The sequence below is a fragment of the Flavobacterium sp. GSA192 genome (assembly GCF_006386525.1).
Classification (GTDB): Bacteria; Bacteroidota; Bacteroidia; order Flavobacteriales; family Flavobacteriaceae; genus Flavobacterium; species Flavobacterium commune.
Map to the genome: position 1 here is coordinate 169,024 of NZ_VAHC01000004.1, position 15,723 is coordinate 184,746.

The 15,723-nt window shown below is 38.1% G+C and carries 8 protein-coding genes; all 8 read left to right on the top strand.

The window, feature by feature from the left end:
• Nucleotides 1-3: 3 nt before the first annotated feature.
• The 8 genes from xylA to FDM27_RS09770 all read left to right on the top strand — a co-directional run bounded on the left by xylA (nucleotide 4) and on the right by FDM27_RS09770 (nucleotide 15,651).
• On the top strand, nucleotides 4-1,329 hold the full coding sequence (xylA, locus tag FDM27_RS09740; protein ID WP_140486105.1) for a xylose isomerase: 1,326 nt from the start codon (nucleotides 4-6) through the stop codon (nucleotides 1,327-1,329).
• 377 nt (nucleotides 1,330-1,706) lie between these two features.
• Nucleotides 1,707-2,822, top strand: coding sequence for a PKD domain-containing protein (locus FDM27_RS09745; protein ID WP_140486106.1), 1,116 nt, complete (start codon nucleotides 1,707-1,709; stop codon nucleotides 2,820-2,822).
• A 41-nt stretch (nucleotides 2,823-2,863) separates the two neighbouring features.
• Complete coding sequence (locus FDM27_RS09750) at nucleotides 2,864-4,231, top strand: glycoside hydrolase family 105 protein (protein WP_219846410.1); 1,368 nt, start codon at nucleotides 2,864-2,866, stop codon at nucleotides 4,229-4,231.
• Between the two features lie 16 nt (nucleotides 4,232-4,247).
• Nucleotides 4,248-5,618, top strand: a complete 1,371-nt coding sequence (locus tag FDM27_RS09755) for a sulfatase-like hydrolase/transferase (protein WP_140486107.1) — start codon at nucleotides 4,248-4,250, stop codon at nucleotides 5,616-5,618.
• 320 nt (nucleotides 5,619-5,938) lie between these two features.
• Nucleotides 5,939-7,396: a glycoside hydrolase family 28 protein gene (locus tag FDM27_RS09760; RefSeq protein ID WP_140486108.1), complete on the top strand. Its 1,458-nt coding sequence runs from the start codon at nucleotides 5,939-5,941 to the stop codon at nucleotides 7,394-7,396.
• 215 nt (nucleotides 7,397-7,611) lie between these two features.
• The gene (locus FDM27_RS16065) at nucleotides 7,612-11,238 is read left to right on the top strand and encodes a DUF4450 domain-containing protein (protein ID WP_181161656.1); all 3,627 of its coding nucleotides are present in this window, start codon (nucleotides 7,612-7,614) and stop codon (nucleotides 11,236-11,238) included.
• A 1-nt stretch (nucleotide 11,239) separates the two neighbouring features.
• Entirely contained in the window at nucleotides 11,240-13,372 is a 2,133-nt protein-coding gene (locus FDM27_RS16070; RefSeq protein WP_181161657.1) for a hypothetical protein, read from the top strand.
• Between the two features lie 500 nt (nucleotides 13,373-13,872).
• Complete coding sequence (locus FDM27_RS09770; RefSeq protein ID WP_219846411.1) at nucleotides 13,873-15,651, top strand: rhamnogalacturonan lyase; 1,779 nt, start codon at nucleotides 13,873-13,875, stop codon at nucleotides 15,649-15,651.
• Nucleotides 15,652-15,723: the final 72 nt, after the last annotated feature.

Here is a 15,723-nt window from a genome sequence, read left to right on the forward strand (position 1 = left end):
AAAATGGCAATAATAGGAAGTAAAGAATACTTTAAGGGTATTGGCGAAATCAAATTTGAAGGAAAAGAATCTGACAATCCGTTAGCATTCAAATATTACAATCCAGACCAGATTGTAGCTGGAAAAACAATGCGTGAGCATTTTAAATTTTCTATTGCTTACTGGCACACCTTCTGCGGACAAGGTTCAGATCCATTTGGACCTGGAACTCAAAACTTTGCCTGGGATCAGTCAAACGACCCAATCCAGGCAGCTAAAGACAAAGCCGATGCCGCTTTTGAATTCATTAGCAAAATGGGATTTGATTATTTCTGTTTTCACGATTACGATTTAGTTCAGGAAGGAGCAACATTTGCAGAATCAGAAAGCAGATTAGCTACTATCACTGAATACCTAAAACAAAAGAAAGCCGAATCAGGAATTAAATTACTTTGGGGAACTGCAAACTGTTTCTCAAATCCACGTTACATGAATGGAGCTTCTACTAATCCTGATTTTAATGTAGTAGCCAGAGCAGGTGGACAGGTAAAATTAGCCTTAGATGCGACTATTGCTTTAGATGGCGAAAACTATGTTTTCTGGGGTGGACGTGAAGGCTATATGTCTTTATTAAATACTGATATGGGACGTGAACTAGACCACATGGGACAATTTTTAGTAAAAGCCAGAGATTATGCACGTGCACAAGGATTCAAAGGAAACTTCTTTATCGAACCAAAACCAATGGAACCAATGAAACATCAATATGATTTTGATTCGGCTACAGCTATTGGATTTTTAAATAAATATGGTTTACAGGACGATTTCAAAATCAATATCGAAGTAAATCACGCAACATTAGCACAACACACTTTCCAACACGAAATTGAAGTAGCTGCTAATGCTGGAATGCTTGGAAGTTTAGATGCTAACCGTGGAGATTATCAAAACGGATGGGATACAGACCAATTCCCTAACAATATCCAGGAAACTACCGAAGCGATGTTAGTTTTCTTAAAAGCAGGTGGATTACAAGGTGGTGGAGTTAATTTTGATGCTAAAATCAGAAGAAACTCAACGGATATGGAAGATGTATTCTTAGCTCACATTGGTGGTGCAGATACTTTTGCAAGAGCCTTACTAACTGCTGATAAAATCATCTCTTCTTCTCCTTATGAAAAATTAAGAACCGAAAGATACAGCTCTTTTGATTCCGGAAAAGGAAAAGATTTCGAAAACGGAAAATTAGGTTTAGAGGATTTGTATAAAATCGCTTTAGAAAACGGTGAATTGGATTTAAAAAGCGGAAAACAAGAACTTTTCGAAAACATCATCAACCAATACATCTAAAAAAGAGTCTTTTTTTAATAAAAAAAGTTCCCCATTTAAAACAGCCAACAGTACACTTTTTAGTACAGTTGGCTGTTTTTTTTTATCACCAACCGACTTATCCTTTAAAAAACAGGACAGTACAGGACTCTAATATCAAATTTAAACTCTAATATTGATGTATTAATAAGAACAAAATTAATTCGGTTTATTTTTTTTGTTTTATAAAAAAGTAGTACCTGTTTTTCACAATACCAGAGCAATTCAATCCATTATGGATAACCATAATTTAGTTTTTAGTTTAGTTTCAGAGTGAGTTTTTAGTTTTGAGCCCTAACTTTTGTTGGGGCTTTTTTAACTTAGCAAATTCTGAACCAAAAACCTTAAAGAAATATCCAATGCTTTTTAGAATCAAATCCTTTTTCAATTTTAAAATAAAAGCAAAACACGGCTTTTTTTTAGCATTACTGCTGCTATTCATTGGCATCCAAACCAATGCTCAGGACAATAAAAGTTTTCAGGTTTTTCAATTTCCTGCCAATAAAATACCAACAATTGATGGAAATAGCGAAGATTGGCAAATTGTCCCTAAAAACTACGTGGTAGGAATGGATCAATTATGGGACGACAGCGGAAAACAACCCAAATCCGACCCAAAAAACCTGGACGTTAGCGTAAAAGTAGGTTGGGTAAAAGGACTCAATCGTTTGTATTTTCTTTATGAAGCTTATGATGATTATTGGGATTTTTCGCTTCCGGGATTACATAACGATACTTTCGAACTCATAGTCGATGCGGATCAATCTGGCGGACCGTTTATTGATCGTTTTCATCCCAATCCAACTCTGACAAACACAATGGACGCCTATTTTTCCTATCATGGAGTTCATGCGCAAAACTATCATATTTTCACTCCTGCCGTAGAAAAGGACTGGACTATGGTTTGGGGCAGTCAGCCTTGGATTAAAAACCTACCTTATGCCAATACTTCTTATCATTATGATTTTAAACCGGGACAAGGCGGAAAATTAACCCTGGAATTCTGGATAACTCCTTTTGATTATGCAGGAAATGATCCATCGAGAGCGGTAGAATCCATATTGACAGAAAACAAAAACATAGGTCTTTGCTGGGCAATAATCGATTATGATGATGTTAATAAAACAGAAAACAACGGCTTTTGGAATCTTTCAAAAGAACACAAAATGTATGGAAATGCTTCTTACAGTCTGCCTTTTAAACTAATGCCTTTGGAAAAGCAATTCAAAAAAGACATCGAAGCCAAATGGTCTTTTAAAGTTGTCAATATGGACAAAAGAGAAGTCGCCTTTGTCGATGAATCTGAAGGCGAAATCCAATTCTGGAATTGGGATTTTGGAGACAAAACGACCTCAACTGAACAAAATCCAATTCATCAATATAAAGAAGCCGGCAAATATGTTGTAATTTTAAAAATTCAAGGGCCAAAAGGGACTTCCCAATTGTCAAAAGTCTGGGATGTGGCCGTAAAATGATAGCTATTAAAAATCTAACTAACCACCAAAATTTTAGTAAAATGAGAACCAAAGCATTCACCACTGGAATTAAAATAGGCGTTGCGGCAGCAATAATGGCAATTCCAACGCTTGCAAATGCGCAGCAACCCGCTAACGATGTTACAGCACCGTTACATCTTTTACAACCGGATTATCCAACTCCTTATGGAGCAAAAACTACGCAGGAAATCAAAGCGACTATAGATAAAATATACGCTTTTTTAGAAAAAACAACTCCTGCCAGCCTGATAGACAGCAAAACAAAACAGGAAGTAACTGACCTGAAAAAACTGAATGAAAACACGGTATTTGCTCCCGGAACTTTTAGATTGACCAGCTACGAATGGGGAGTAACTTATGCCGGAATGTTATTAGCTACAGAAGCTACAGGTGATCCAAAATATGCCGATTATACTAACAAACGATTAAAATTAATAGCAGACATTTCTCCTTATTACAAAAAAGAGTTAGCTAAAAACAGTAAATTCCCTTCTCCAGTTCACGGCTTTTTAATGCCACATGCCTTGGATGATGGCGGTGCTGTTACTGCCTCGATGATTAAAGCACAAAGAGCTGGCTTAAAAACTGATTTGAGACCATTAATTGACCATTTCATGGACTATATCAGCAGCAAAGAATTTCGTTTAACTGACGGGACACTGGCCAGAAACAGACCCCAACCCAACACTTTATGGCTGGACGATTTATTTATGGCTGTCCCTGCTTTGGCACAAATGGGTAAATTAACAGGCGATGTTAAATATTATGATGATGCCGTTAAACAAGTAAAGCAATTCTCAGAGCGAATGTTTAACAGCCAGAAAAACTTATACATGCACGGCTGGGTACAATCAATGGAAGAACATCCACAATTTCATTGGGCTCGTGCCAATGGCTGGGCTGTAATGACTATGGTCGAATTATTAGAAGTTTTGCCAAAAGATCACCCTGGATACAATGCTGTTTTAAATCAGTTAAGAGCGCATATCAAAGGTTTGGTTGCTTATCAGGATGGCACCGGTTTCTGGCATCAATTGATTGACCGCAATGACACTTACTTAGAAACATCGGCAACTGCCATTTATGCTTATTCAATCACCCGCGCTATCAACAGAGGTTATATTGACAAGGCAGCTTATGCTCCTGCGGCTTTATTAGCCTGGAATGCCGTTGCTACAAAAGTAAACGACAAAGGAGAAGTGGAAGGAACTTGTGTAGGAACCGGAATGGGATTTGACCCTGCTTTTTACTACTATCGCCCAATTAATGTTTTTGCAGCTCATGGTTATGGACCGGTTATTTTAGCTGGATCTGAAATTATTCTGATGCTTAAAAACAACGAATTCGAAATCAACGATAGCTCTTTACAATTAAAAACCCGTAAATAATTTTAAAATACAATTCATGAACAGACTCGTCATCAGCAGTATAACAACATTATTTTTATGGGGTTCAACTTTTGGCCAGGCAACTGAAAAGAAAGCCGCAGCTCCTGTTACACCTAATTTTGTAGTTATTGTTGCTGATGATGCAGGCTGGAATGATGTAGGTTATAATGGTTCGGAAATTCACACCCCGAATATTGATTGGCTTGCCAAAAACGGAGCACAATTAAACCGCATGTACGCTGCCCCTACCTGCTCTCCATCCAGAGCCAGCTTTTTTACAGGAAGACCTTCTAGCCGTATGGGAATTGTAGCGCCTATAAGCGACAAAAGCAATTTAAGTCTTCCAAGTGATGTTACCACCTTACCGCAAGCCTTACACCAACAAAACTATCAAACAGCTTTGTTTGGCAAATGGCATTTGGGCTTAAATCCGTCCAGTGGTCCTAAAGTCTATGGATTTGATTATTCCTATGGTTTTTTACATGGGCAAATTGACCAATACAGTCACGAATACAAAAACGGAGATCCAAGTTGGCACAGAAACGGTCAGTTTATTACCGAAAAAGGACACGTTACTGATTTGGTCGAAAACGAAGCCATAACCTGGCTTAAAACCAAAAGAGATCCTTCTAAAAATTTCTACATTCAGCTGAGTTATAGCGCTCCGCACTTTCCTTTACAGGAAGAAGACAAATGGAAAAAGCCTTATTTAAAAACCATTAAAAACAACTCCCGAAGAGATTATGCCGCTGCCATGTCGCATTTAGATTACAGCATCGGCCAGATATTAAAAACTTTAAAACAACAGCATTTAGACAAAAATACCGTTGTTATTTTCATGAGCGACAATGGCGCTATGGACAAATGGATTCCAGGAAACCAATACCAGGGAAGGCATGCTGCAAATGACGTCTTAGGTAGCAATTATCCATTACGAGACTGGAAAACCACCAATTATGAAGGAGCCGTAAGAATACCGGCAATTATCTATTGGAAAAACAAAATTAACAGCTCTTTAAATCAAAATTACATCTCGGTAACCGATTTAATGCCTACTATTCTATCATTGGCCGGAGCCAAATCACTTCCTAAAACTATAGAAGGGAAAAATATTTGGAATTCTATTGTTTCTAATGATTCTATTCCTAATCAATCCATCTACATTCGTGGTCATTTACAGGAAAGTATTACTGAAAAACCTTGGAAATTAATTCGAACAAGACATAAAAATGCTCCCGCCGTTTTTGAACTTTTCAATATCGAAAAAGATCCTGAAGAAAAAGAAAATCTAGTGTTAACACATTCCAGCATTACGGATAAACTAAAACAAGATTTAGAAGTTGAATTTGCCAAGGATTCCAAAGAAGTAAATTCAGCTGGAGAATAAATTAATATGACAATCCGTTACTTGTACCTATTTTGAAAATGGTACACGGATGACAAGGATTTAAACTAATAAAAACAGATTTTTATAATCAGCGAAAATCTGTCTAATCTGTATCATCCATGTGCCATTATTGAATTTTTAGTCCGCCTAGCGGACAGTCATATAAATTAAAACAGCTCTAACTTATTCGAAAATCAAAACATAAATTATCCAAAACTATCCCATTTTTATCAATTTGCTAAATTTCGATTTAAAATCAGGCAAGTACAGGATGCTTTTTTAATCTGAAATAATGATTTTCGGGAATAAAATTAATTATAATGAAACAATACCACATCATTTTAAGTTCCTTATGCTTTTTGCTTTTTTCATGCAAAGAAACAGCTCAGGTAACATCTCATTCGGCTAATTTTGAACCTGAATGGATCAACAAAGTGGGTGCTAAAGAAAATAAATTCAAATCCAAAATTTATTACGCAAACGATTATGGAGCAATAAATGATGGTAAAACACTTTCGACTAAAAACATCCAAAAAGCCATAGACGAATGCAGTAAAAATGGTGGTGGAACACTTACTTTCAAACCCGGAAATTACTTAACTGGTTCGTTATTTATCAAAGAAGGTGTGCATTTTAATGTTCCCAAAGGAGTAACTATTTTAGGTAGCGAAAATATTGCCGACTACCCGGAAATCGATACCCGTGTGGCCGGAATCGAAATGAAATGGCCAGCAGCTTTAGTCAATGTTTTAGATCAAAAAAATGTAACTCTTGATGGAGAAGGAACTATCGATGGTCAGGGAAAAGTCCATTGGGATTACTATTGGAATTTGCGAAAAGAATACGAAGCCAAAGATTTACGATGGATTGTAGATTATGATGCCAAACGTCCGAGAACAATCTTAATCACGAATTCCAAAAATGTATTTCTTAAAGATTTAAACATCCAAAGAGCGGGATTTTGGACGGTTCAGGTATTGTATTCGGAATACATTACCGTTGATGGTATCAAAATAAGAAACAACATTGGCGGACATGGTCCAAGTACCGATGGAGTGGATATTGATTCATCGAGATGGATTCTGGTTCAAAACTGCGATATTGATTGCAATGATGATAATTTCTGTCTAAAAGCAGGGCGTGACTGGGATGGATTAAGAGTCAACCGCCCTACCGAATATGTAGTCGTACGCAATTGCATTGCCCGTCAGGGTGCCGGTTTATTCACTTTAGGCAGCGAAACTTCGGGAAGTATACGTCATGTATACGCTTCTAACATCCAGGGATACGGCACTAAAAACGGACTCAACATAAAATCGGCCACTAACCGAGGCGGAACTGTAGAAGACATTTACATGGAAAATATAAAAATGGAAAGTGTCGGTACTTTTATCACCGTTTCGATGAATTGGAATCCTGCTTACAGCTATTCCAAACTTCCTGCCGGTTATACCGAAGAAACTTTGCCTCCACATTGGAAAAAAATGTTGACCAAGGTAGAACCTGAATCCAGAGGAATTCCTATTTTCAGAAATATTTATTTAAAAAACATCGATATCAAAGGTGCTAAAAAAGCCATTTCGGTAGCGGGATTAAAGGAATCCATTGTTGAAAACGTAAACCTGAAAAACGTACACATTACAGCCGAAACTGCGGGAAACATTGCCTATAGCAGCAATTGGATTTTAGACAATGTAACTATAAATGCTTTAGACCATTCGACCCTGAAAATTGAAAACTCAAAGAATGTAGATTTTTCAAAATCAAGTAGCAAATAATATAAAAACAAAGCCACGAATTCACTAATTAAAAAATAAACTACCTCGGGGCAGAGTCCACGAAATATTGGTAAAACAAAACACAAATTCCACAAGTTTACACACAAAAAATCTGTGAAAATCTGTGAAATCTGCGGCCAAAAAAGCAAATCGAAGCAGCGCTTCGAAAATTAAAGAGAAAATTCGTGAATTCGTGGCAAAAAAACATTCTATAAATGAAATTTAAAATTTCCATTTCCCTGATCTGCTTGTCTTTTGCTGTGCCAAATATAACGGCGCAAAGTCAAAAGCTATGGCATGGAGAAACACGAAAAATCCATTATGCACCCGAAGGCAAAAGTTTTGTTTTAAAAAATGGAACCCGAAAATTCAATCGTGCCTTATATGGAACCAACACCGCTTTTAGGGTCGAAGCAGGTGATTTACCAGAATTTGCGATGTACATGCCTGGAATGGGCGGTAATTTCAAACTGGGATTAATCAACGGAAAAAACAGCAAATGGCTTACCGAAGCCGATAAAATAAATACAAAATACACACCCGGAACGGTTGAATACCAAATAAAAGATGCTTTACTTTCGAATGCTACTTTGACTATTCAAATTGTAGCCTTGGCAGACAGCGATGGTTTCATTCTAAAAGTTATTGGCAACAATGTTCCAAAAAACACTTCGCTTATTTGGGCTTATGGTGGTGCCAGTGGAAAGAAATTTTCCCGAAATGGAGACATCGGTGGCGATCCGGAATCGGTGTTTTATTTACAACCTGACTATTGCATCAACAATCAATACCAAATCAACAAAAACAATTTAAGTGTTTCCTATGGTTCTGCAAGCAGTAAAAAAGCAACGGAGAATAATCAAATAATTAGTGGCATTTTTCCAGATTCGAACACCCATTTGGCCAGTGCCAATTTCTTAAAAACACCTTTAGAAAACTATACTTCAAAAGCAGATTCTGTTCCAATGATTATTGGGCAATTGAATCAACTTTCGAAAGAAGGAAATTATTGGTTGTTTGAAAACACAGCCAAAATTAACAATACAACTCAAAAATCAATAGCCGAAAAATTTAAAAAAGCCCTTGCTCAAAGCGAACTTCTGGCTAACCGAATCAAGGTAAACACACCCGATCCTTACATCAACACTTTGGGTGGTGCATTGGCGATGGCTGCCGATGCTATTTGGGAAAATCCAGCTTATTTACATGGAGCTGTTGCCTGGAGAATGTACTTGAACGCCTGGCGTGGCGCCTATGTTGCCGACCCGTTAGGTTGGCATGACAGAGCCAAAACGCATTTTGAAAGCTATGGAAATTCACAGGTTACAGAGCCGGAATCAGGCCCGGTTGTTCCTGATACAACAAGAAATTATGCTCGCCAACTGGAGAAAATGGGAACTTCAATGTTCAGTAGCGGTTACATTAGCCGCAATCCTAACAACAACAAAGTTGCCCATCATTACGACATGAATTTGGTTTTTATCGACCAGCTGATTCGTCATTTTAAATGGACGGGAGATATTGCTTTTCTAAAAAAAATGTGGCCGGTTATCCAACGACATTTGGCTTGGGAAAAAAGAAATTACGATGTAGATGGCGATGGTTTGTACGATGCCTATGCTGCCATCTGGGCAAGTGATGCGCTGCAATATAGTGGCGGAAGTGTTACCCATACTTCCGCTTATAATTATTTTGCCAATAAAATGGCGGGAGAATTAGCGCAAATTGTAGGCGAAGACGGCACTCCTTACACCAAAGAAGCGGCTCAGATTTACCAGGCCATTCAGGAAAAATTATGGAAAAGCAATAAAGGAACTTTTGCCGAATACAAAGATCTTTTGGGCAACCAACTCACACATGATACGCCTGCAATCTGGACTATTTATCACGCCTTGGATAGCGAAATTGCTAATCCTTTTCAGGCCTATCAAGCCCTGCGATATGTAGATACTGAAATTCCACATATCCCGGTTGCTGCCGAAGGTTTAGACAAAAATAATCTGGAAATAATTTCAACCACCAACTGGCAGCCTTACGACTGGTCGCTAAACAATGTGGCTTTGGCTGAGATTTTGCATACTTCTTTGGCTTATTGGCAAGGTGGACAATCGGAAAAAGCATACCAACTTTGGGAAAGTGGTTTAATCGAAAGCATGTATCTGGGGGCTTCTCCGGGTGGATTTGAACAATTGTTATTTCAGGATGCGATTCGTGGCGAATTGTATCGCGATTTTGCCGATCCAGTTGGAATGGCTGGACGAACTTTAGTAGAAGGACTTTTCGGAATTCAACCTGATGCGCTTAAAAACACTTTAAGCATTCAACCGGGCTTACCTAAATCCTGGAACAATGCTTCTCTTGAAATTCCTGATGTAACTTTTGCTTTCGAAAGAACAAAAAACACCGATATTTACCAAATTACACCTCATTTTTCAACAAAAATGAACTTGAAATTAGTAGTCAATGCTACTCATGAAAACATTAGCAAAGTGATTGTTAATGAAAAAGAAGTGCAATGGAAAATGATTGACGGAACTATTGGAAGTCCAAAAATAAGTATCGAAAGCCCTTATGCTGATGCGTACAAAATAGAGATTGTCTGGAGTAACGAAACCTTAGAACAACCAACTGTAGTTTCCTCTATTTGCGAAGGCGAAAACATTCGTATTGCAACAAACAAAGCGACTATTTTAGAAATAAAAGACACCCAAAACGCATTGGCAAAAACTGTTTTAAGCAATAATGAAATCAATGCGGTGGCAAATAGTCTTGGCAACAAATCGTTCTTTGTCAAATTGAAACAAAAAGAGATGATTTGGTGGCAAGCGATTGACCTCAAAATCACTCCTAAATTTGAAATTATTTCGAATGCGATAAAAGGAGAAAATGCAATTGTGACTATCAAAAACAACTTATCTAAAACAGTAAATGGTTTCCTTATTTCGAATCAAAAAACAAATAAAACAAAATTTAGTTTGCAAGCCAATTCAGAAAACAGCATCGAAATTCCTTCAGACCAATTGGTTTCGGGAACGAATCAGGTGGAAATGAATTTTGAAGATGGAACTCAAACAAAATTGAGTTTTACCAACTGGGATATTGCGAGCAATGCTACAACAAAATGGGAAACTTTAAAACTGGATGGATTTTTCAATGATAAAATCACGAATATTTTTGAAAACAAATATCTCAGCCCAAGAGCACAATCACCAAGCCTTCAGCTTCCAACACAGGGAATTGGAAACTGGTGTTATCCTTTTATAAAACCCATAATTGATGATTCGGGATTAAGAGCAAAAGCAGGAACGAACAACCAAATTATCAGTCCCGAAGGCATTCCGTTTACAACTCCGTCCACTGCCGGTAAAAATATTGCTTTTGTTTCCCAATGGGATAATTTCCCTGAATCACTTGCAATTCCCCTTTCGGGAAAAGCATCTCATGCTTATTTGATGATGGCAGGAACGACTAATCCAATGCAAAGCCGTTTTACCAATGGTGAAATTATAGTAACTTACAGCGACGGAAGCAACGAAAAATTGGAACTGAAAAATCCTGAAAACTGGTGGCCTATCGAACAGGATTATTACACCGATGGTTATGCTTTTACAACCGATGCGCAAAAACCACCAAGGGTATATTTAAAAACAGGAACGATTAGCAGGGATTTTAAAGATTTTAAATCGATAAAAGGTTTCAGTGATTTTGGTATCGAAGGTGGAGCCGGAACAATTATTGACATACCGTTGGACAAAAACAAAAACCTAAAAAATATAGAAATCAAAGCCATTGCCAATGAAGTAATTATTGGAATTATGAGTTTAACATTAAACCGGAATTAACATGAAAAAAGTATTCATCGCAGTCTCCTTGTGTTTGCTGATAACCACAGCAAAAGCACAGGAAAAAATTGACCGAAAAGCATTAGTAAGCAGGCACAATGTTAATATCACAAAAATTGACACCTTGGGTTCTTTGTCTGTTGGAAACGGAACTTTTGCCTTTACCGTTGACGCTACCGGTTTACAAACTTTCCCCGATTATTATCAGGCAGGTGTTCCATTGGGAACGCAATCTGAATGGGGATGGAACGCTGTTCCCAATACTGAAAATTATAAATTTGAAGAAACCTTGAGGGATTTCGACCAAAATGGGAGAAAAGTTTCCTATTCTGTACAGCAAAAAACACCGGATCATGCTGCAAAAGCCGTGGAATATTTTCGTGCCAATGCACATCGTTTGCAGTTAGGGAATTTAGGATTTGAATTGTACAAAAAAGATGGTGCTTTAGCCAATCCATCGGATATTAAAAACATCAAACAAACGCTGAATGTCTGGACAGGAGAAATTGTAAGTACGTTTACTTTTGAAGGAACTCCGGTAAAAGTATGGACGGCTTCGCATCAGCAAAAAGATGCAATTGGAGTTAAAGTCTCTTCTGATTTGATGAAAAAAGGGCAATTGAAAATCCGCCTTCGCATTCCTTACCCGACAATGAAATGGGGCGACAACGGAAATTTGTGGAAAGCCGATTTGGCTTATACCAGTACACTTTCGAATAAAGGAAAAAACGAAGCCATCATCACGCATAAAATGGATTCGATTACTTACAACATCGGTCTGAAATGGAACGGAAATGCAGCTATTGCCCAAAAAGAAGCGCATTATTATATCCTGACTCCATCAAAGAATAGTGAATTTGCTTTCAGCTGTGAATTTGCGCCGGCACATAAAGGAAAATTAAACATTCCTGATGTAGCTGCAATACAAACCAGCAGTATTTCCGGCTGGGAAAAATTCTGGAAAAGCGGGGCTGCCGTTGATTTTTCACAATGTACTGATGAACGCGCTTTTGAATTAGAGCGAAGAATTATTCTTTCTCAATACTTGACTAAATTACAATGCGCAGGAAACGAACCTCCTCAGGAAACAGGATTAACATACAATAGTTGGTATGGAAAACCGCATTTAGAAATGCACTGGTGGCATGGTGTTCATTATCCGCTATGGGGAAGAGCTAATTTACTAGAAAAAAGCCTGCCTTGGTACAACAAAGTTTATGATAACGCTAAAAAAATTGCCGAAAGACAAGGTTTTGACGGAGTAAGATGGCAAAAAATGACAGATCCTGATGGCAACGAAGCGCCTTCTTCTATTGGCGCCTTATTAATTTGGCAACAGCCTCATTTTATCACTTTTGCCGAATTAATGTATCGCGATCATAAAGACAAAGCCACTTTAGATTTATACAAAAAACGTGTTTTTGCTACTGCCGATTTCATGGCTTCGTTTGCTTATTATGACCAAGAGAAAAAAAGATACATTCTGGGTCCGGGGGTAATTCCGGCGCAGGAGCGTTTTAAAGCCTCAGAAACCTTTAACCCAACTTACGAATTAGCTTATTGGAATTGGGCTTTAAATACGGCCTTAGAATGGAAAAAACGCGTTGGAGAACCGGAAGTAGCCAAATGGAAAGACGTTGTTGCTCAATTATCAAAACTGCCTGTTCAGGAAAATGTATATTTAGCTACTGAAAGTGCTACCGATTCTTATACCAATCCGGAATACAAAACTGACCATCCATCTGTTTTTGGAACATACGGAATGTTACCGGAAACCACTTTATTGGATAAAAGTATCATGAAGAACACCTTCGATTTGATTTGGAAAACCTGGTCCTGGAAAGAAACCTGGGGTTGGGATTTCCCAATGACGGCTATGACTGCGGCTCGTTTACAAATGCCTGATAAAGCTGTAGATGCCTTGTTTATGAATGTACAAACCAATACTTATTTGGTCAACGGACACAATTATCAGGAAGGTCGTTTGCCTATTTACCTGCCCGGAAATGGAGGACTGCTTACGGCAGTAGCCATGATGTGTGCGGGCTGGGATGGCACTACCGAAAGTAATCCAGGTTTCCCTAAAGATGGTAAATGGAATGTACGCTGGGAAGGTCTTGAAAAAATGTTTTAATAAGTTAAATCCTGAGAGTTTTTAATTCTCAGGATTTTTTTTCACATCTGTTTTATTACAATTATTGTGAGGTTTAAGCGTCCTTAGCATCCGCAGTCGAGCGTCAAATGTTTGAAGAATGCGTAAAAAGAAAAGCTGTTTGAGCGTAGCGAGTTCTTTTCTTTTAGCATTCGAAAACTAATTTGACCGACGAGGGTGCAAAGACTTGATTTTTTTGTTTCTTTTTTGATCAAGCAAAAAAGAAAATTATAAGTATTAAAACCAAAACTTATCAGTCTAAACAGAATATCATTGATAAAGCATTTAAAAAAATTTAACAAAAAAGCTACCATCCCATTAAACATATTTCCTTTTCTGTAGTCATATGGTATAGAAATTGATAAATACAGCTTTTTCTATAACCAAACCAACAAAAAAACATGAAAAACACCTGGAATAAAAACCTAATAATAGCACTGGTCTTCCAACTATCCAGTTCATTATTATTCAGCCAAAAACAAATGGAGTCCCTCGACAGGGGATTGATTGCTGTAAAAGAAAACGGTCATTTTTATATAGGCTGGAGAGTTTTAGGAACTGATGCCGATAATTTGACTTTCAATTTGTATCGAAAAAGCGGAACAAACGCAGCAGTTCGTGTAAACGACCAACCCATTACTGGCGCAACCAATCTGATTGATGACAAAGCCAATCCAGCCGAAGACAATAGCTGGTTTGTAAAAACGGTTAGCAACGGAGTCGAAAAAGAAGCCAAAGGAAGTTTCACTATTCCAGCCAATAGTCCCGATAAAAACTATTTATCCATTCCCCTAAAAGCAAAACAAGGCTACACTCCAAATGATATGTCGGTGGGGGATTTAGACGGAGACGGGCGTTATGATTTAATTGTTCACATGACAGGTATAGGAAAAGACAATTCTTTCACTGGATTAACTGACCCTCCTATTTTTCAGGCCTACACTCTCGAAGGAAAATTTTTATGGGAAATTAATTTAGGCAAAAACATTCGCGAAGGCGCGCATTATACTCAATTCATGGTTTATGATTTAGACGGAGACGGCATAGCCGAATTTGTTTGTAAAACTGCAGACGGAACTACTGATAGTGCTAATAATGTAGTGGGAGACGCCTCAAAAGACTGGAGAGATACCGATCAAAAATCGGCTACTTTTGGTAAAATACTACAAGGACCTGAATACCTGACTGTTTTTGATGGTAAAACGGGAAAAATAATCAATACAGTTCCTTACATTCCTGAAAGAGGGGATATTGGAAAATGGGGAGGAAAAGGCGGAAACGGGAAAAATGACCGAACCGGAAACAGAGTGGATCGTTTTACGGCTTGCATTGCCTACCTTGACGGCGTACATCCATCTGTGGTAATGTGCAGAGGTTATTATGGACGAATTGTTATGGCTGCCTGGGATTTTAAAGACCGAAAACTAAGCTCAAAATGGGTTTTTGATTCTAAAGACGGGAACAATCCGTTCTCCGGAATGGGGAATCACGGACTCTCAGTTGCCGATGTGGATAATGACGGAAAAGACGAAATTGTATATGGCTCTATGGTTGTTGACAACGATGGAAAAGGATTATACTCCACAGGTTTTAGACATGGAGATGCATTACATGTAAGCGATTTAGATCCTGAAATTCCCGGTCAGGAAGTTTTTGGTGTACACGAAATTGAAGAAGGGACAAAAGGTCCGGGAGTAGTTTTATTTTCGGCTGCCAATGGAAAAGTATTATTTACCGCCATGGACGACCAGGACGTAGGAAGAGGGGTTGCTGATAACATTGACCCGACAAAAGTTGGCGCCCAAATGTGGTGGTCAGGTTCTAAAGGTTTATACGACATCAAAGGAAATAAAATTGGCGAAGCACCTCGTTCTACCAACTTCTTAATTTACTGGGATGGCGACGCTTCCAGAGAAATTTTAAATTCGAATTATATTGACAAATACGGAAAAGGCAGAATTTTCACTGCCGAAGGAGCGCGTTCTAACAATGGGACTAAATCCACTCCTGCCCTTTCAGCTGATATTTTAGGAGATTGGAGAGAAGAATTAATTTTAAGAAGTGAGGACAACAGCGAATTGCGTATTTATTCCACTACAATTCCAACGACAATCAGACAATATACCTTAATGCACGATTCCCAATATCGTTTAGCGATTGCCTGGCAAAATGTAGGCTACAACCAGCCGCCACATACCAGTTTTTATATGGGAACCGGCATGAAAGCCGCTCCAAAACCAAATATAAAATTGGTTCCTTAAATTAAATTTTAAAAAACTCTTTATATAAAAACAAAATTCCACAAAGTCAGAGACGATGTGGAATTTTATTTT

Excerpts from the sequence above, each read along its gene's own strand:
- FDM27_RS09755 (WP_140486107.1), top strand. The coding sequence starts at position 4,248 with ATGAACAGACTCGTCATCAGCAGTATAACAACATTATTTTTATGGGGT.
- FDM27_RS16070 (WP_181161657.1), top strand. The coding sequence starts at position 11,240 with ATGAAAAAAGTATTCATCGCAGTCTCCTTGTGTTTGCTGATAACCACA.
- FDM27_RS09760 (WP_140486108.1), top strand. The coding sequence starts at position 5,939 with ATGAAACAATACCACATCATTTTAAGTTCCTTATGCTTTTTGCTTTTT.
- FDM27_RS16065 (WP_181161656.1), top strand. The coding sequence starts at position 7,612 with ATGAAATTTAAAATTTCCATTTCCCTGATCTGCTTGTCTTTTGCTGTG.
- FDM27_RS09745 (WP_140486106.1), top strand. The coding sequence starts at position 1,707 with ATGCTTTTTAGAATCAAATCCTTTTTCAATTTTAAAATAAAAGCAAAA.
- FDM27_RS09770 (WP_219846411.1), top strand. The coding sequence starts at position 13,873 with ATGGAGTCCCTCGACAGGGGATTGATTGCTGTAAAAGAAAACGGTCAT.
- xylA (WP_140486105.1), top strand. The coding sequence starts at position 4 with ATGGCAATAATAGGAAGTAAAGAATACTTTAAGGGTATTGGCGAAATC.
- FDM27_RS09750 (WP_219846410.1), top strand. The coding sequence starts at position 2,864 with ATGAGAACCAAAGCATTCACCACTGGAATTAAAATAGGCGTTGCGGCA.